Source organism: Patulibacter ginsengiterrae, assembly GCF_056269115.1.
In genome coordinates this window covers 134471-152577 of record NZ_JBWDOG010000001.1, presented here as the reverse complement: position 1 = coordinate 152577, position 18107 = coordinate 134471, and the positions used below count along the sequence as shown (strand labels likewise).

The following is an 18107-nucleotide window of genomic DNA, read 5'->3' as shown; positions in this document are numbered from 1 at the left end:
GCTGCGATGTCGCGTATGCCGGCGCCCGAACCGCTCCCGCTCGAAGGCGTCGACATCGCTCCCGAGGTCGCCGAGGAACTACGCAGCGGTCATCGCTGGGCAGCGTCACTGGCGGCCGGTGATCGCGTCGCGAGCCACGCGGGCGGTGCGGGAGCGCCGATCGTCGACACGATCGCGGCCCCGGCCGGTTACATCCGTACGACGCATGATCTCCGGCTCCAGCTGCTCGACTGGTTGAACTGGAACCGCGACAATCTCGGGTTCATCCACGACAGCGCCGCCCGCTGGTAGGCCAACGGGGAGTCGCAAGCCGACGTTGTCTGAACCAGTGGTCTCGATCGGGGGGCGAGATTCAGAGGGTCAGTGGGTATCCAGTGTGGGCGGGCCGCTCAGGTAGCGCAGCGCACATGCGGAGAGACGACCGGTCGGTCCGCCCCTCAAAACGCGCAGATCTCCGTCCGTGTCACGTGGACGTTGCGCACGACGCTGCACGCGCGTCTGCGGCGTCCCAGCGGCAACGGGAAGCCCCGATCGAGTGCCCGGCAGTTCAGGTTGGATCGAGGCAAGACGGCAGCGTCGCCCGTCGTTTAACCCTGGTGGCCCCAGCATTGGGGCCACCAGGATGAGCGCTACGGCGGGTGCCGTCTGCGGCAAAGCCCGCGAGCTTCGCCGTCTTGGATTCGGCACTCCCGCTGGACGTGACGGTCACGGACACGGGCCGGTCCGCCTTGGGCGTAGACGGGTCGAACGACTTCGCGTAGGTGTTGCCCGCGAGCAGGGCGCCTGAAGTAGCGGTCGGTATTAGGGGGCGGCTGTATCGAGCGACGGTTGGCGAGCAACCCGGGCCCCGGTGCGCGTTTCGTCGTAGGGCGGGGATCAGTGGGTCGGTGGCGCGGCGGGAGGCCAATCAGGACCGCGGCGAGAGTCGCCTTCAAGGACCAGTGCGCACCCGGGACGATGCGCAATGCGGCCATCAGGTTGTTGACTGCCCAGTCCTCTCTCGTCCTCTGATGGGGCGGGGGGGGGGAGGCATGAAACACACGCATCGTTGGCCCGGGGCCGTGGGTTTCGGGGCGACGTATTTTGCGTGGGACTACGCGATGCAGTCGGCTACGCGGAGGGCGCCGATGGCGGGGCGCGCGACCCAGACGGCGTCGCGATGGCGCATCAGGATGCCGGCCCTTTCGAGCTTGGAGACTGCGTTCTTCGTCGCTTCGGGATCTGAGCTGGCCCCCATTTCGCGGACGATCTCGTCGACCGCAAGCTGGGCCGGGTACTCGTCGGCGAGCAAGAACAAAATGGCGCTCTGTAGCAAATTGACCTCGTCGTCTGGCGATTGCTGGAACGTCTCATCGTGCATGTCGATCCTCCTCATCTGCACGCCCCGGACGGTGCGTCTGGGCATGGCGACACAATAGAACGAATAGCAGAATTGCGGACGTCGTCTTCGTGTCCGTTTTGGACTAGTTCAACCTCTCTATTCCAATCTAACTAGTGCAATACGGGTATTGCGAGGAGTGTGCCTCGGCGCGTAGCCTGACTGCCACGCTTCATCGACGTACAACACGCATGTCCTCCTCTCCGTTCGACGAAAACCTGGATTCCGGCTCGCCGTGGCCTCGCCCGCTGGCTCCGCGGTTGAGGCTGCCGGACGGTTCCAGTGCTTCTGTCGAAGAGCACGCCCTCTTGCGGCTGGAGCAACGGTTCGCCGCCGCGCTCATCGGACGGGCGGAGATTCTGGAGCGGGTGCAGCTCCTCCTGGACCAGGTTGGGCGTATGTCGACGGAGCAGCCTGAGTGGCTGCGAGGGCCAGGCCGCCGGGGGTATCGCTACGCCCTGATCGGCGATGACCTACTGCTGATCGTGCGCGGCCCCACCGTCGTGACGGGAATCGCGCGCGGCGCACTCTCCGACCAAGCCCGGGCTCGCCGGAACAAGGAGGCGGCCGATCGTCGCAGCTGGCGATCACGGCCACGGCACCGCGAGGGGCGACGCCATCTGCGACTCCGGAGCGACTGGTGGTAGACGAGCAGAGCGGCATCGACGCGCGGGAGACTTGCCTGTGTGCAATGCACTGGCTCTGGTACGTTCGCCGCATGCGACGCGATCTAGCACCTGGAACGATCCTGGCCTGGAAGCCTAGGGCCGCGTCGATGTTGTCGACGGTTGCCGTCGTCGCGGCGAGCGTCAGCGCGGTCCACGGCCTCACCGCAAGCGACGCGGCCGCCGCGCGAACCATCCAGGTGCGCGAGAACGCGAGCTTGAAGCTCGTCAAGAAATCGGGATCGACCTTTACGCATTCGGGCAAGGTGACCGGGACGATTCCGGGGACCGCCCGCTCGCGGATGACACTGAACGCGCTGTCGCTGAGCGGCACGGTCACGATTCGCGCCAAGGGCGGTTCGGTGAACCTCCGGATCAACGGTCAGGCTCGATCGGGCGGGTTGCGGTCGAGGTTCAGCGGGACGGCGACGATGGCCGGCGGGACCGGCCGCTATGCCAACGCCCGTGGTAGAGGGCGGTTCGACGGCGTGGTCAATCGTCGTACCTGGGCGGCCACGATCAATGCCAGCGGCTCGCTGGCGTACTGACGCACTTCGCTCTTGCGTCGATCACGCCTAGCACTCGCGGCGTCGCTGCTTGCGATCTCGTGCCTTCCCGAAGCGGCGGCCACCGTCAATGCGGCGGCACCGCCCGTTCGGTTCTCGGTTCGCCTCTCCGACGGGGCTCGCCTCGGGGGGCAGGCGGCAATCCGTGTCGGATTGGGGATCGATGTCGGGCGGCTCCGGTCCCCGGTGACCGACCTGCAGATCCGGACACCCCGCGGGCTGGACGTCGCCACCAGCGGACTCGGCATCGCCACATGCAACCGCCCCAAGGCAGAGATCACGAGCGTGATCGTGCCCGACGATGCGATCATCGGCTGTCCCAGGAACTCCCGGCTGGGGTCCGGGACCGCCACGGCCACGCTGCTCTTCCCCGACGAGGACGACCACAGGCCCATCCGCGGGAGTGCCGACGTTCAGCTGTTCTCGGGAGCGACGGAGTCCGACCGGCCCGGGCTGGCACTTCTGGTGACGACGAGCAACCCCCTGATCGCGCAGCTTTCTTACACCGGCGAGCTGTTCACCGCGCCGCGCCCGTTCGGGCTCGCGCTGCGACTGAAGGTGCCGAAGATCCCGCGGAACCTCTTCGGGATCGAGCTGAACCTCGCGCTGAGCCGGATGGACGTGGTCATCGGTGGGCCCGAGATCGTCTATCGCGTGACGCGCAGCGGTCGAGGCGTCTTCTACCGGCCCGGCGGAGTCGTGTTGCCCGACCGCTGCCCTCGCCGGGGCCTTCGGTTTCAACTCGTGCTCCGCTTCCTGGACGGCACAGGTCGGAGCGCCGACGCGACCGTTCGCTGCCCAAGGCAGCGGTTGGGCGCCTGAGCTCCGCATGGACCGCAAGTAGACACGATACGTCTATAGATCTTCCACCAGGGAATGCGGGTGTGTCATCGATCACATATGCTCGCGGTCCCGATGTTCACCTTCCGGTTCTGAGCCTCCGTCATGTCCTCGTCGACGAAGTGGATCGTCCTCGCGCTGGTGGCCCAGCGTCCAAGCTACGGCTACGCCCTCACGCAGCAGCTGACCGAGTGGGCGGTCGATCCGGAGTCCGAGTCGCTGAACGGATCGTCGGTCTACCAAGCGCTGGTGAAGCTCCGTCAGATGGGCCTCGTTGAGCCACACCGCTCACCGTCCCCCTCCAACGCGGAGCGCGGCAACCCGCGAATGCTCTACGCGATCACCGAGGACGGTAGGGACCGCTTGGGGGAATGGTTCGCCGAGTCTCCGGCTTCCTACCACGAGTTGCGCGCACGGATCGGGCTGGCGCGTCCCGATCACCTGCATCTGCTGATCGACTTCGTCTCACAAGCCGAACGAGCTTGCCTGGCGCGGCTTGGAGAGCGACGCGGACCGATGGTCCAAGAGCTGGCTGAAGCTCTCGATCCGTGGGAAGCTCTGTCAGCCCGCCTACTCGGCCGCCTGAGGGCAGCGGAGCTTGCCGGCCGGGCGAGGTGGCTAGCGGACATTCGCAGCGAGTTGATGGCGGTGCGTGACCAGACTGATTCGGGCCGGCTCGACTCCTCGACATCATGACCGCACCCGCACTGGTTCTGGAGAACGTCAGTTTGCGGCGCTGGCGTGGCGACCATCGGCTCGACGTGCTTCGGGACGTCAGCCTCGAGCTCGAGTGCGGCGAGATCGGTGCCGTTTGGGGAGCGCGGAGCAGCGGCAAGACCACGTTGTTGGGCCTCTCCACCGGTCTGCTCGAACCCGATAGCGGACGTGTTCTCGTCGGAGGCCGGGATCTCGCGGTGCTCTCGGTGCGGGAGCGGTCGGCGCTTCTGCACCACGAGATCGGAATCGTCACGCGGCGGGGACCGAGGATCCGAGGGATCTCGGTTGCCCAGTGGGTGGCGATGGCGATCATGGACCGGGTCGACTGGCCCGTCGCGCGGCGGCGTGCCCACGAGGCGATTCACCGGGTTGGCGCGCATGGTCTGGCGGATGCCGGGTGGGATCGGCTCTCCGACGGTGAACGCACCCTCGTAGCGATCGCGCACGCCGTCGTTCGACGGCCGCGACTCTTGTTGGTGGATGACCTGAACGCTGGCCTCGGCCTGCTGGAGCGCGACGAGATCATGGCGCTGCTGCGGTCGCTCGTCGCAGCCACCGACACCGCCGTCCTCGTGACGACCGCCGAGATCACGGATGTCGAGGGAGCGACCCCGATCTGGTCGCTGTCCGGCGGGCGCCTCGTCGGCCGAGAGCCCAGTGGCGACGCCACCGTCGTCGACTTCCCTCGCAGGCCCGCGCAGAGCGACGGGTCGCGGTCGTGATCGGTCCGGACCTGACAGATCGTGAACGTCAACCGGATCGCTCGGGAGTCCTTGAGTTCCGCCACGTACGTAAGCACTACTCGACGGGCGGAGAGGTCGTGCGGGCCGTAGACGACGTCTCACTTGAGGTCGCGCCGGGTGAGTTGGTGGCGTTGTTTGGTCCGAGCGGGTCGGGGAAGTCGACGCTGATGCTGATGGCTGCGGCGGTGCTGCGCCCCGACAGCGGTGCCATCTACGTCGGCGAGCGAGAGGTCTCTGCGCTTTCCGAGCACGATGCGGCCTGCTACCGGATGCACGACCTCGGCTTCGTGCGCCAGTCGTTCAACCTGCTGGCCGGGGCCACCGCCCTGGACAACGCGGCGATCAAACTGCTCGGAACCGGACTGAGCGTCAAGCAGGCACGGCGACAGGTATCTCCGTTGCTGGAGGAGCTCGGCCTGCAGGACCGGCTCAAGCATCGGCCCGACCAGCTCTCGATGGGTGAACGGCAACGAGTGATGATCGCCAGGGCCCTCTCGACCGGACCCGGAGTCGTGCTCGCCGACGAACCGACCGGGAGTCTCGACAGCAAGCGGACCCACGAGGTACTGGGGATGCTGAAGACGATGACGGAGGAGCGCCGGATGGCGACGCTCCTGGTCACCCACGACGCCCATGCCGTCGAGTACGCCGACCGCATCTACGTCCTGGAAGACGGCGCGCTCACTGAGACCACCCTTCCCGCGATCCCGTCACGCCCGTGACCAGCACCCTGGAGCGCGAGCACGAGCTACCGGCGGGATCTCGGCTGCGGTGGCGGGCGATTGCAACGATCTACCGCGCCAGGCTGCGCCACGAGTGGTTGCAGGAGCTGCTGGCGGTCACCGGGATCGCCATCGGCGTCGCCCTGCTGTTCGCCGCGTCGGTGGCGAGCACCAGCCTGTCGGGTCCGGTCAAGGCACTCAATCGCGGACTGGTGGGCAACAGCCAGGTCCAGCTCGTCGCCCGGGGAGCCGGTGGCTTCCCCGAGCAGGTGGCCGACGCGGTGCGCGACATGCCGGGGGTACGGATCGCCGCACCGGTCCTCCAGATCGAGGCGCACCTCGTCGGCCCGCGAGGCTCCCACCCGGTAACCGTCTTCGGCGCGGACCCCCGTGCCATCCAGCTGGGTGGGTCCGTGCTGCAGGGCTTCAGTCCGAGCGAGGCAGCGAAGCAGCGCGCGCTCGGGGTCCCGGCTCCGATCGCGCGGCCGATGGGCATCAGGTTTGGCGACCGCGGGCAACTCCAGATCGACGGGCGTACCGTGACGGTGCCGGTCGCCATCGCCGGACGCGAGGAGATCGGCGCGCTCATCGACACCTCGATCGCCCTGGCGCCCCTCGCCTACGTCCAGAAGCTCGCACGGCTTCCGGGCAAGGTCTCGCGGGTTCTGGTCGAGGCCGAACCGGGCCAGTTGGGCGCGGTTGGAGATCGCCTACAGCGCCTTGAGGCTGGCGGGCTCGACGTTCGCCCTTCGGACTACGAGTCTCGGCTCTTCGATGTTGCGTCGGAGCCTGCAAGCCAGTCGACGATGATCGCCAGCGTTCTCAGCGCTATCGTGGGGTTTCTGTTCGCGTTCTGCGCGATGCTGGTGTCGGCGGGCAGCCGGCGTGCTCTGGCGATCGACCTTCGCCTGGACGGATTCACGCCGTCGCAGGTGGCGCGAATACTGCTCTTCGATGCGCTGGTCATCGGCGTGGTGGCGGTGGCCGCCGGGCTTGTTCTCGGAGAGGTCGTCTCGCGCCGGGGCTACGGCTCCGACGTCCGGTTTCTCTCGGGCGCGTTCCCGCTCGGGGACATGCGGATCGTCACGTGGGTGAGCTACGCGATCGCCATCGTCGGCGGACTGCTCGCCGCCACCCTCGGAGTCCTCGCGCCAGTACGGCAGGTGATCTCCGCCCGCGTGCCGCAAGCCAGCGCGAGTACGGGCGTGGACAGCACCCGGTCCCAGCGAATCGCGCAGGGCGCTGGCGTCGCCTTGCTTGTCGTGGCGCTCGTCATCACGGTGGCCCTACCGGACGCCGCGCTGTTCGGTCTGATCGCGCTCGGGGTCTCGCTGGTGTTGCTCGTACCAAGCTTTCTCACCGCCGTGATCGTGGTGCTTGCGGGATTCAGCGAGCGGCGGGCGCGAGCGGTCATGTCCATCGAGCTGGCCCTTCCCCAACTCCGAGCACGGCAGTGGCGAGCCCGGTCCCTTGCCATCGCGACCATCGGTGCGGTCGCCGTCTTCGGCGCGGTCTCGTTGGAAGGGGCACGGAACAACCTCCAAACCGGCCTCGACGGGGTCAGCCACGACCTGAACCACGCCACCGACATCTGGGTCTCTCCCTACGGCACCGGCGACCTACTGGCAACCACAGCATTCACGCCCACAGCGGAACGAGCGCTGGCGGGACTTCCGGGCGTTCGGCGCGTTGAGCCGTACCGGTCGAGCTTCTTCGACATCGCGGGGCGGCGGGTCTGGGTGGTTTCCCCACCTGAGCCAGACCGGCCACCGGTGCCGGCCTCCCAGATCCTCGACGGGTCGGCACAGGACGCCGCCATTCGGATGCGCGCTGGAGGATGGGCCACCGTCTCGCGCGCGCTTGCCGACGAGCTGCACCTGCGCATCGGCGAGTCCTTCGTTTTGCCGGCACCAACACCGACGCGTCTGCGGGTCGCGGCGATCACGACCAACCTGGGCTGGTCGGGCGGCGCCATCGTCGTGAGCCCCGAGACCTATACGGGTGCGTGGCGCAGCGACGCCATCAGCGCGTACCACGTGAAGCTCGACCCGGGCGCGGATCTGGTTCACCAACGCCAGCTGATCGCGGACGCCCTCGGGTCAGACTCCGCGATGCGTGTCGAGAGCGCCGCGGAACGGAGCGGGCGCCAACAGGCATCAGCACGGGGTGGCCTCTCTCGACTCAGCCAGATCTCGACGCTGACGCTCGCGGCGGCGGTGCTCGCGATGGCCGCCGCGATGGCAGCGCTCCTTTGGCAACGGCGGCCGATGGTCAGCAACGAGAAGCTCGACGGCCATGCGACAGGCCGGATGTGGGGAGCCCTGGCGATCGAGAGCGGAGCGCTGTTCGTCACCGGTTGCCTGGCTGGAGGCGTCTTCGCGCTGCTGGGACAGGCGCTGCTTTCCCGTGCGCTGGCGAGCATCAGCGGCTTCCCCGTTGTGTACACGATCCAAGGCACGGTGGCCCTGGTCAGCTGTGCTCTGGTCATCGGCGTCGCGATGCTTGTCGTGGCGATCCCCGGCTACTTTGTGGCTCGTGTTCGACCGTCGCTGGGTGACTAGAGGGCGACGATCCGACGCACCAGGCGCGATCGACCGCAACGATCCGGCGCCACTTTCGCTCGCTCAAGTTCGTGCGCTCGGCGGCGCAGTAGGCCGCGAGCTGGGATGGGGCCTGCGGCTGGTCGGCCGACAGGTTGGCGTCTGGCGACAACTCGCTGACGCGATTCCGGATCGGTCGATGCGGGCCGAGGCGCTATCGGCGTTGGACGAGAAGCGATCCTACGCCGACGGCGCGGCGCTGTTCTGGATCCTCCCCCCTCGACGCTCGCCGGAGCTCCTGCGGCTCCTCGTCGACTTTCAGGTCCTGGCGAACTTCCTCGACCACGCCAGCGAACACGGTGCCGCCGCTCGCGGCGCGAGCGGCGGCACCCTGATGCTGGCGTTCACCGATGCCGTCGACCTCGACGCCGACGCCGTGGGACGGGACTACTACGACGACCACCCGTGGAACGACGATCGCGGCTACCTCTCCGCGCTCGTCTCGGCGTGCCGCACCGGCTGCGCCGCCTTGCCTGGCTACCGGCAAGTCCGCGACCGCCTGGTTCGCGAAGCCGCGCTCGCGTCGTCGCTGGACATTGGTCACGATCAGGTTGCCGAACGACGCGATGCGGCACTGCGGCGACTCGTGTTCGCGTCGCACGGCCCCGAGACGGACGCGAAGTGGTGGGAACTGGCCTCCGGCGCGGCCTCTGCGATGACGGTGATCATCCTCCTGACCCTCGCGGCCGACAGCCACACGACCGAGGAGGACGTAGCAGCCGCCGTTGCTGCGTACACCTGGGTCGGCGCGCTGTCGACCATGCTCGACAGCTACGTTGATCAAGCGGACGATCTCCGGACAGGCAGCTGGAGCGCCATCGGCTACTACAGCAGCGAGACAGCAGCGACCACGCGCCTTACGTACCTGATCGATCGATCCCTGCGAGAGGTCGGAACCTTGCGTCAAGGCGAGAGCCACTTGGTGATCGTCGGCTCGATGATCGCGTTGTTCCTCTCGCGAGACGATGCCCGGAGCGGCGAGCTGTTGGGAGCGGGCGAGTTGACCTCAGCCGGAGGTCGCCTCACCCATTTCCTCATTCTTCCTCTACGGGCCTGGCGCTCCGCCCACCAGCAAACAGGTCTCTGATGCCGGAACAGGGTCGCCATTCTCGGGCAGGGTTGGCCCGCCGGCACGTCCCGATAGCTGGGCCCCACGTGCGCGGCACAAGCCGCCTCGACGCGGAAGGTGGCCAGTTGCGGGAAGCAGCGCGAGCGAATGAGCCCAGGCTGGCGGCGGGGTAGTCGGCAGATCGTTCGCATCCTGGGCTCCACGTCCGGATGCGCGGCTGACGGCTTGCCTAGCTCGTTCTGAAATGGACCTTAGACGATGGTCTCTGGTCGTATGAGTCTACTTAGGCCTACGCTGCTCCACGCGGTCACGGATGTGTCCGCTAAACAACCTAAGGAGTACGTTCGTGAGCATGTACCAGGGGCATGTCCGTAGGGGTATGAATCGCCGACTGGCGCTGCTGTTGACCAGCGGCGCCGCCGTGGCGGGGGGCCTGGTCGCTGCCGCGCCCGCCAACGCGTGGACGAATACGGTGCCGTGTCCGACGGCTAGTTCCGGAGACGTTTGTTGGAACAACTACGACGTTGCGAGGCCTGTGGCGTACCAGAACGTCGACTCGGAGTACCACCGCGACCAGGTCTGCACGAAGGCCCGCGATGGGCTGACGACCGGTGCCGTCTCGGCAGGCAGCGTCTGCGGAACCGGCACGAACAACTACCACACGTGGTTCGCGTCACCGTCGACGCCGAAGAAGGCCTACGGCTACTGGGCGGGCAACGGCGGCGTAATCTGGGTACGTAGCCAGGCGTCGACCTGATCGCGTGACCAGGTCATCCGGTTCGTCTCAGTCCCACATCACTAGGAGCAATTCATGATCTCTCGACGACTCTCCGTGGTCGCTGGCTGCGCAATCTGCGCTACCGCCGGCGTCGCGTTCGGTATCACCAGCGGCGGCGCTGATTCGCCGTCTACGCCCTCCAGCAAGACCGCAGCCACCGATGTTCAGAGCGCCGCGAGCGCGTTCTTGGACAAGGTCGCCACCAGCGCTGGAGGACCGGTCAGGGACGCGACGACCGTCGCCACCGACGCCGGAGTGGTCCGCTATGGCATCACGTCGGCAAGCGCGAGGGACGGGGCGGCCAGCCGGTCGTTCTGTGTCGCGCTCGCGCTGCCGCAGGGCGGCGGCTCCGGCGGCTGCCAGGATCTTCGTGACGGACAGCAGAGCATCGACAGGCCGATTGCCTCGGTCACGGTCCTCGGCGAAGGGAAGTACGCGGTCAGCGCGGTCCTGCCGCCGAAGGCAACCGATGTGCAGATCTCCGCTCCCGGCGGCTCGGGCGCGCCCCTCGCACTTCGGCCGGTCAACGACGTGGTCGGGGTGGTCCTCCCCGTCGACCAGATCGGCACACTGACGTACCGAGTCGATGGCCAGCCCGGCAAGCCGGCCGACCTGGCATCAATGGCCCAGGATCCGGGCAAGTAGCCATCTAGGACCGCCCCCGCCGGAGCGGCGGGGGCCGTCGCTAGAGCGGTCATGATCGGCGACCCTATGCGTGCCGATCACCGGACCGGCACACCGGGACCGAGAGCGTGTCGGTGCGATCAAGCGCGGTGATCCTGGCGGCCGTCGCGGCTACGCTTGTCGGCGCTTGGCCTGGACGTCGGACCTCCCCGTTCGATGTCGGGAAGATCGAGTACATCCGGTATCTCTCGCGGTATCGCGCCAAGAACCCGTCCAACGGGGATCAACTGGAGTACTGGATCATGACCCACACCGACCGGCCCGACACGCCGTGGCTGTGGTTCCCGGCCAGCTGCAAGTTCCAGCTGCAGTAGCACCAACCTCGCTCGTCACCGACCATTGAGGAGAACGTTCATGCGTACGCGGCGAGCGAGTTTCAGGAAAGCCGGTCCGTTGGTGGCCGTCGGGGCTGTCGCTGTCGGTTTGGCGGCGGCCCCGACGAGCCAGGCGGCGACGTTTGAGGTCGGGTCCGGGCAGTCGGTGGTGAAGATCAACCGACCCGGCGCGTACGTCGATGAGTGGGCGTCCTCGCAGGCGAGCGGCACGCCGTCAGTTCCGCACCGCGTCGTTATCGCGTGGACGGAGGTCAAGCGCGCCAAGGCTCGCCGTCACCGGTGGACGTGGCGGACCTACACGGCATGGTGCGGTGGCGGGACGTGCACCCGCCCGGTCAAGGCGCTGGAGAGCGTGCGGTCCCAGTCGAAGACGCCCGGTTCGTCGGTGACGCCGTGGCGGCTCTGGGTTTCGTCGGACATGAATAGGTCGCGCGCGGTCGTAAAGGCCGGTATCCGCTGGGGCGAGCGATGGGCGATCGTCGATCAGCATCGCCTCGTCGGAAGCGGCCCGACCGACAACGTCTGGAACGCCGGGTACCCGTGGCTGACGCACACGACAGATGGTCAAGACTGGATTACCTGGAACAACGACCACGCGAAGATCCGGATCTCCCAGGCCCGCAACGGCAAGCGGCTGAGTGGGCCGATCGTCGCGACAGGCGACACGGCGGTCGCGGCCACCGTTCAGGGCCGTTGGGTACTACTGTCGTTTGGGCGCGCCCACGACGACGACACCAGGTTCCCGGTGAACCTCAAGACGGCGCCGACCGTCTCCGAGCTGAGCTCGGCGCCGACGACGCAGCTCGCTCCCGTTGGGTTCTTCGGCGGAAACCCCGTCGTGCTTGGTGCCGATAGCGGACCGCTGCTGGTCGCGTGGCAGGCGGACAACCCGCCCGTGACGCGGGCCACGTGGGTCGACGGGGCCGGCGCGTTGACGCCGACCCAGACGCTGCCCGATGTCGGATCGGCGTCCGGCAACGTCTACTCGATCCCCACGGCCGGCGGGGGCCTGGCGATCTGTCCGTGGAACCTCGCGACGGCCCCGCCGCTCGGCGCTGCGATCCAGGCGCAGGCAGGCGTCTGCAACGACAACCGCGATACCAACCCCGTGCGCCTCAGGCAGCGATAGCACCCGACCGCGGCGTTCACGGCACCGGGTGATCGGCGGACGCCGGCTGGGTCGGTAGGGAAAAGTTAGATCGCTGGGCTGTTGAAGCCGCCGACGGTGCACCGCCTGGGCCCGCGGACGCTGCACAGGTGTTCGACGCCAGTCCCGTCCCGGGCGAGAGCAGGATCCGGTGACGCCCGGCAGTTCGTCTGGTGACTTCCGACCTGCGAGTTGTCCGTGCCCTCTCGTTTCAAAATCAGTAGCGAGCGGTGGCTAGGAAACGGTGAGGCTCCTCAGGGTGATGACCGAGAATTTGGTCATCGAGACTGGGGCAGGGACCGACAAGACTGCCACGCTGCTCCGCGAGGCAGCCACCGGAGGAGGATAAGCCGGCCGGGTCTCGGCGGCGACGAGCTGCGTCCGTGGTCCGAGGCCAGCGATTGCCCGACGGACCTCCGGGCGGTTTGGGCGCCAGCGATCCGACGTAGTCGCTACGCCGCTGCGAGCAGCCGATCGAAGTTGACTCCGTGCGACCGGTCGACCCGCTGTTCGAGCTGCGCGTAGACGTCCATCGTCATCCGCGAGTCCGCATGGCCGACCTGGCTCATCACCCACTTCACGTCGAACTGGTTCGCGCGCAGCGCAACCGAGATGTAGGTCCGGCGCAGGCTGTGCGGGCTGATCTTCGGCATCTGCGGAAGTCCCTCGGCGGCGCGCCGCTTGGTCGCTAGTTCGGCGGCGTCGTTGACGATCGTGCCGACCCGCTCCCGGGAGATCCGACCACCGGACTGACTCTGGATCAGGTAGTCGTTGGGGCCGGTGGGGTGATCGGCACGTTGCAGGCGGTCGAGGTGGTCGACGACGGCTTCGACCAGCGCCGGGGTCATCTGGACCTCGCGGATGCCGGTCTCGGTCTTGGAGTCCGGGATCCGGAACCTCGCGCCGTCGGGCTCGTGCAGGCGAACGTGGCCGATCTTCATGTCGCACAGCTCGCTGACGCGCACGCCGGTGCGGCCCAGGATCTCGCAGACGACGCGCCGACCAACGTATCCGCGGCCGACGACCTGCGCCCCGAGGCGCTTGGCGTGGAAGGTCACGGTGGAGCGGGCGAGTCCGAGCCGTTCGGCGATCTGCGCCGGACGCAGGCCGCGCATCAACAGATCCGCGACCGCCTTCGCGGTGGGTCCGACATCGCCGACCGGCTCGCTCAACGGCTGATCCTGCTTCGACGCTGCCGCCAACAACGCGGTCAGCTCGTCCACTTCCAGGAAGCTCCGGCGCGACTTGGGCACATGCACCTTCATCCGGCGACCACGCGCGGCGTTGGAGGCGACGTGGCCGTCCTCTATCGCCTCATCCAGGATCGCCGCCAGCGTCGTGATCAGCCGCGCGAGCGACCCGGCCGAAAGCGGGCGGGCCGGACGGCCGATGCGATCCCGTAGGTCGGCTCCGGCTTCCAGCGCCTCGCGCAGCTCTCGGGATTCTTCGAGCTTGTAGCCCTTGAACCGTTGACAGAGCGGCCGGTCGATCTGATCCAGCCGATAGCCGCCGAAGAACCGCACCAGATGGCCGAGCTGGACCCGGTAGCCGTTCTCGGTGTTCTTCGCGATCGGACGGACCCCGATCTCGCCGGTCACCTTCGCCTGGATCCACCACGCGGCGTAGTCGCGAAACAACGGCACCGCGCCGTCGGAGTCGACCGGTTCGAGGACGGGCGTCGGCGGCTTCCAGATCCCGACCCGGATCCTGGCGAGGATGTTCCCGAGCTCGGTTCGAGCGGCCGGTTCGTCCCAGCCGCCGCCGCACCCGCAGACGCACCCGGCGATCTCGTGCAGCACGACCCGCACGCGCTCGCCCTCGAACGGCACGCGCAGGTGAAATGCGCGGGTGCCGTCGGTCAGCGAATGCGTGTGGATCGTGCCGGTCGTCGGGCGCGGCATCAGCGACGCCCGTTCGTGGCGCTACGGTGGCGTTGCATCGGGTGGCTCGTGCTCCCGGTGTCGGGCCGGGGGCGTTGCCGCGCCGCCCGGCCGCTGTTCGTACTGCCCTTTCGACTGTAGGTGGTGCATTCGGCAAAGCCAAGGCCCGAACGTCCAGGCCGATTCGGCTGCTCGGCCTTGCCCGCTTCCGGCTCCTCGTCGCGCTTCCTCAGGGCCTGGTCGAGGTCGAACCTCAGTCGGCCGTGCGGGCCGCCGAGGCGTATCGCCCCGAGCTGCTGCGCGTGCCGGTAGACCCACTCGCGACGCACACCGAGCCGGCGGGCGAGCGTCGCGGCGTCGACCAGCCGCACCGGTGCCGGCGGGACGTCCGAGGGCTGACGCTCGCGCAGCAACTCGGCGACGCGCTGCGCGATCCGTTCGATCGTGTCGGCGTCGAGCTCCATACCTACGGCTCCGCGTCTTGGCTCGTCGCGGTCGCCGGCCGTCCCAGCCAGTCGACGGCCAACTCCGGGTCGACCAGTCGCCGCCAGATCGGGGCGAAGGGCCCGTCGGTCCGGAGGTCGTCCAAGAGGCATGCGGCGATGTCGACCTGCGGGGTGCGGCGCAGGTCGCGATCGTCGGCGCAGAGCGCGAGGGCGGCGTAGCGCCGTCTCGTCAATCGCTCCGGGGTATCGCCGTCGAGGACGAGCGCCACGGTCGGAAAGACCGGGTAGCGGGTCTCCCAGAACCGCAGCGGTGAGACGTTCGGCCTGGTCGCGATCGTGTGGTGGTAGAGCCGCGCGTAGCGGGCGAGCTTGGCGGCCAGCCGTGGAGCGGGCATCGTCGCGCGGTCCAGCTCGAGGAGTCGATAGAAGACGCGGATCCGTCCGTCGTCGTCCTGCTGATAGGTCAACAGGGCGTCGGCGATCAGGTCCTCGCCCCGCTTGCGGCCCGGCGGCGCTCCGATCGGGTGGGCGATCTCGTGGTGCCAGGACAGCGGCCCGAACTCATCGCCCCGCGTTCGCGCGGCGCGCACGAACGCGATCCCCACGTCGTTGACCGCCAGGGTGTGGCGTTGCAGCGGACCGCAAGCCTGCTCCGGCTCGATCAGCTTGCGTCGGCGCTCGGCCGTCGGCGCGCTCTCGACCGTCTCGGTCCCGGTGGCGGTGAGATAGAAGACCTTGCGCCTGCCGCCGGTGACGTCGGGCGCGGCCGCGACCAACCCGCGCTGCACCAGCTCACTGAGCGTCGCGCGAGTTCGACGCCGGAGCCGGTCGGGCGTATGGAGCACGTGAATCTGCGCGGCGGTCAGCAGCCGGTGCTGGTACAGCCCCTCCATGACCGCTTCGGCAATCGGCGTCCGGGTCATCGTGCGTTCCTGTTCGTGCGACCGGCGGTCTGCACGCCGATCGCCTCCGACGTCGCGCCCGGCCGCGCACCGGTACGCCCGGGTTGCCGGTCCCGCAACGCTTCGAGGATCGCCGCGTCGTGGCCGTCGACCGCATCCAGCACGTCGACCACCGCCCGTCGGCGGGTCGTCCGGTCGATCGCGTGTTCGAGCTCCGTGAGCCGTTCCGGACCGGCGGCGTCGCCGTGCAGATCCTCGACCGGCGCGCCGTGGACGAGAAACGGCGAGCTGACCTGCATGTCCAGCGTGACCGACGCGAGGTAGGTGTAGCGCTCCAACCGGGTGACGACCTCCGGGGCGACCGCCCCGGCCCATTCCCGGGCCAACAGTGCGGCGGCCTTCGAGGCCAGCGCGGTCGACGAGAGGTGCGAGCGGTTGGTCGAGACGGCGTTCCAGGTCGCCCGACTGAGCCGTTCGGGGTTCTGGTTCAGCAACGTCACCCGCAGCCCGAACTTCGCGCTCTGCTCCAAGAGCGCTGCGAGGGTGTCGGACCCCTCCGGGTCGTAGGTCTGCACCTCGTCGAGGAAGACGTAGAACGGGCGACGCTGATCAGGAGGCAGATCGGCGCGGGTCTTGGCCTGGTGCAGCAGGTCGTAGACGAGCAGGTTCGCGACGACCCGGTCCCGCGTCGAACCGGTCCCCGGGCACGCGAGGACGATCATGCCGCGGTCCATCGCTTGGCGCACGTCGTAGCTCGAGACCGGGGAACCCAGCAGTGCAGCGACCTCCGGTGCGACGCGCAGACGGTCGATCAGGTTCGTCACCGGCGTGATCGCCTCGCTACTCAACCGCGGGAACCGCTCCACGAAGAACGCACGCGTCGCAGGCGTCAAGAACGGCAGCACCGCGTCCCGCCATGCGTCGTTGCCCAGCAGCGCGGGGATCTGGAAGATCGTCGGCGCCAGCGCGGCGGGCAGCCGCGCGGCGAGCTCCGTCAGCGCCTGCGCGGACTGGGAGACGAGGTTCAACGCCCGGGTGTTCTGCTCGCCCCAGTTCATCGCCGCCGCGAAAGCGTCCACGATGGCGTCGACGCGCTCGGTGCGTTGCATGGCAGAGAGACCGTGGCCGGCCAGAGGATTCCAGCCCGGCTGCCGGTCGTCGGCCAGGTTGATCTCGATCACCCGCTCGGCGAGGCCCCGATCGGTCAGGTACGCCTTGGCCCGATGGATCGCGTCCTCGTGCGGGTCCAGCAGGAAGCACCCGTGCCCCGAGCGCGCGAGATGCAGGAACTGGCCAAGCGCGGTCTCCGTCTTGCCGTACCGGCTTCTCCCACCCATGTAGGCGAAGAACGTGTCACGCAACGGCACCCCGACCAGCCGGTCGCCCGTCTCGGTGCGCACCCGGCCGAGCGGCAACAGCGACGCCTGCCCGGCGAAGGTCGGCAGGTTGCGCGGCGGCGGGGGGACCAGCCCGCCGGAGCGCACGACGTTGGCGGCCCGGCACTTCGCCGTCGGGGGCTTCAACAGTCCCGCGATCTCCGATGCGGCGACCAGCGATCGACCTGGCGGCCGGAACAAGCCGCTTCGCAACCGACGATCGAACCGGCGGCGTCGCAGCGGCCCGTCGGAGGCGGAAAAGCCGACGCCGCCCGGCAGCCGCAGGCCCCGGGTCCGGAAGTAGTTCTCTCCCGCGTAGGCGTCGAAGGTCGACGCCAGCCGCTGGGCGAGGTCGATCGCCCGGCCGCGCGTTGCTGCGGTCGCTTGGATCAGCACCTGGAGGTGCAGCAGCGGTTCCGGCGATCCGAGCTTGTTCCCCAGCGCTCGCTGGCCGCTGCGGCGCTCCACGACCTCCGCGAAGCCGCGGGACGCCCGCGGCGCTCGCGGTGTTCCGTTCAGGAGGTCGAGCACCGACACCGGTTGCCGTGACGGCCGTTGCTGTCGGCGCGCCTCCCGCAGCAGCCGACGGTGCGCGCGACGACGCCCCGCAGCACCGACCGGCAGCAGGTCCACGCAGATCACCGCAGACTCCCCGGCGCCAGGGCAAATACTCTCGATCGCCCGCGCGACGGCCGTCAGCGGGTCCGGGCTCAGGTCGACTTCGCGCAGCGGCTCGGTGCTCGGCCGGGCGAGAACCAGTTCGATCCGGGCCACCGCCGCACGACGACCGGGTTCGTCGGGTACGCGCGGAACATCGTTCAGCTCGACCTCATCGAAGCCCGCCGTCGACAACGGACCGCGGGCGTGTTCGGGCAGGTCGACCTCGTAGCGAAGCCGTCCCGCTTCATCGTTCGACAGCCGCACTCGAACCGCGCTGGCGGGACGATCGAGCAGACCGTGAACCGCGCGGCGGCTGCGGCCGAGACCGGCGGCGAACCGCAGGATCGCCTCGGGTTCGGGATCGAAGCCGTCGGTGGGAACCATCTGCACGCGCACACGGCGGCTGAGTGCCCGACCGATGCCCCAGCGGCGCAGCGCCAGAACCGCAACCAGCGCGATAGCGCCGACGGCGACTAGAGCCAGCGTGACGGGTTCGAGGACGTCGACCTTCGGAATCGGGAGGCGTTCGGCAGCGTCGGCGAGCATGCCAAGGCCGAGGATGATCGTGAGCATGACCAGCAGCGCGGTCCCGTCGCGCG

At 68.6% G+C, this 18107-nt stretch carries 18 protein-coding genes; 13 read left to right on the top strand and 5 right to left on the bottom strand.

The window, feature by feature from the left end:
• Positions 1 to 6: 6 nt before the first annotated feature.
• The gene (locus tag ACVUH9_RS00690; RefSeq protein WP_475752933.1) at positions 7 to 291 is read left to right on the top strand and encodes a hypothetical protein; all 285 of its coding nucleotides are present in this window, start codon (positions 7 to 9) and stop codon (positions 289 to 291) included.
• Between the two features lie 802 nt (positions 292 to 1093).
• Here the strand turns inward: ACVUH9_RS00690 and ACVUH9_RS00685 are convergent.
• The gene (locus ACVUH9_RS00685; protein ID WP_475752931.1) at positions 1094 to 1360 is read right to left on the bottom strand and encodes a hypothetical protein; all 267 of its coding nucleotides are present in this window, start codon (positions 1358 to 1360) and stop codon (positions 1094 to 1096) included.
• Between the two features lie 209 nt (positions 1361 to 1569).
• Between ACVUH9_RS00685 and ACVUH9_RS00680 the strand changes: the two genes are divergently transcribed.
• The 12 genes from ACVUH9_RS00680 to ACVUH9_RS00625 all read left to right on the top strand — a co-directional run bounded on the left by ACVUH9_RS00680 (position 1570) and on the right by ACVUH9_RS00625 (position 12226).
• The gene (locus tag ACVUH9_RS00680; RefSeq protein ID WP_475752929.1) at positions 1570 to 2025 is read left to right on the top strand and encodes a hypothetical protein; all 456 of its coding nucleotides are present in this window, start codon (positions 1570 to 1572) and stop codon (positions 2023 to 2025) included.
• 128 nt (positions 2026 to 2153) lie between these two features.
• A complete protein-coding gene (locus ACVUH9_RS00675) occupies positions 2154 to 2591 on the top strand; it encodes an autotransporter (RefSeq protein WP_475752927.1) in 438 nt (145 codons plus the stop codon).
• Positions 2592 to 2795: 204 nt separating this feature from the next.
• A complete protein-coding gene (locus ACVUH9_RS00670) occupies positions 2796 to 3431 on the top strand; it encodes a hypothetical protein (RefSeq protein ID WP_475752925.1) in 636 nt (211 codons plus the stop codon).
• A gap of 123 nt (positions 3432 to 3554) precedes the next feature.
• A complete protein-coding gene (locus tag ACVUH9_RS00665; RefSeq protein ID WP_475752923.1) occupies positions 3555 to 4145 on the top strand; it encodes a PadR family transcriptional regulator in 591 nt (196 codons plus the stop codon).
• Complete coding sequence (locus ACVUH9_RS00660; protein WP_475752921.1) at positions 4142 to 4888, top strand: ATP-binding cassette domain-containing protein; 747 nt, start codon at positions 4142 to 4144, stop codon at positions 4886 to 4888. The genes ACVUH9_RS00665 and ACVUH9_RS00660 overlap by 4 nt, the downstream gene beginning before the upstream one ends.
• Positions 4885 to 5631 carry an ABC transporter ATP-binding protein gene (locus ACVUH9_RS00655; RefSeq protein ID WP_475752919.1) on the top strand — a complete coding sequence of 249 codons (747 nt, stop codon included), beginning with the start codon at positions 4885 to 4887 and terminating at the stop codon, positions 5629 to 5631. Before ACVUH9_RS00660 ends, ACVUH9_RS00655 begins: the two co-directional genes overlap by 4 nt.
• Positions 5628 to 8192, top strand: coding sequence for an ABC transporter permease (locus tag ACVUH9_RS00650; protein WP_475752917.1), 2565 nt, complete (start codon positions 5628 to 5630; stop codon positions 8190 to 8192). The genes ACVUH9_RS00655 and ACVUH9_RS00650 overlap by 4 nt, the downstream gene beginning before the upstream one ends.
• Positions 8167 to 9318 carry a DUF2600 family protein gene (locus tag ACVUH9_RS00645; protein ID WP_475752915.1) on the top strand — a complete coding sequence of 384 codons (1152 nt, stop codon included), beginning with the start codon at positions 8167 to 8169 and terminating at the stop codon, positions 9316 to 9318. Before ACVUH9_RS00650 ends, ACVUH9_RS00645 begins: the two co-directional genes overlap by 26 nt.
• A gap of 517 nt (positions 9319 to 9835) precedes the next feature.
• Positions 9836 to 10057 (top strand): hypothetical protein, encoded by a 222-nt coding sequence (locus tag ACVUH9_RS00640; protein ID WP_475752913.1) that lies wholly within the window; start codon positions 9836 to 9838, stop codon positions 10055 to 10057.
• 54 nt (positions 10058 to 10111) lie between these two features.
• Positions 10112 to 10723: a hypothetical protein gene (locus ACVUH9_RS00635; protein ID WP_475752911.1), complete on the top strand. Its 612-nt coding sequence runs from the start codon at positions 10112 to 10114 to the stop codon at positions 10721 to 10723.
• Between the two features lie 128 nt (positions 10724 to 10851).
• Complete coding sequence (locus tag ACVUH9_RS00630; RefSeq protein ID WP_475752910.1) at positions 10852 to 11076, top strand: hypothetical protein; 225 nt, start codon at positions 10852 to 10854, stop codon at positions 11074 to 11076.
• Positions 11077 to 11116: 40 nt separating this feature from the next.
• On the top strand, positions 11117 to 12226 hold the full coding sequence (locus ACVUH9_RS00625; RefSeq protein ID WP_475752908.1) for a hypothetical protein: 1110 nt from the start codon (positions 11117 to 11119) through the stop codon (positions 12224 to 12226).
• Positions 12227 to 12696: 470 nt separating this feature from the next.
• On the opposite strand, the gene ACVUH9_RS00620 is transcribed toward ACVUH9_RS00625, so the two are convergent.
• The 4 genes from ACVUH9_RS00620 to ACVUH9_RS00605 all read right to left on the bottom strand — a co-directional run bounded on the left by ACVUH9_RS00620 (position 12697) and on the right by ACVUH9_RS00605 (position 18081).
• Positions 12697 to 13842, bottom strand: coding sequence for a tyrosine-type recombinase/integrase (locus ACVUH9_RS00620; RefSeq protein ID WP_475752906.1), 1146 nt, complete (start codon positions 13840 to 13842; stop codon positions 12697 to 12699).
• Positions 13843 to 14144: 302 nt separating this feature from the next.
• Positions 14145 to 14588 (bottom strand): hypothetical protein, encoded by a 444-nt coding sequence (locus tag ACVUH9_RS00615; protein ID WP_475752904.1) that lies wholly within the window; start codon positions 14586 to 14588, stop codon positions 14145 to 14147.
• Between the two features lie 2 nt (positions 14589 to 14590).
• Positions 14591 to 15493 carry a replication-relaxation family protein gene (locus ACVUH9_RS00610; protein WP_475752903.1) on the bottom strand — a complete coding sequence of 301 codons (903 nt, stop codon included), beginning with the start codon at positions 15491 to 15493 and terminating at the stop codon, positions 14591 to 14593.
• Positions 15490 to 18081, bottom strand: coding sequence for a type IV secretory system conjugative DNA transfer family protein (locus tag ACVUH9_RS00605; protein WP_475752901.1), 2592 nt, complete (start codon positions 18079 to 18081; stop codon positions 15490 to 15492). The genes ACVUH9_RS00610 and ACVUH9_RS00605 overlap by 4 nt, the downstream gene beginning before the upstream one ends.
• Between the last annotated feature and the right edge of the window lie 26 nt (positions 18082 to 18107).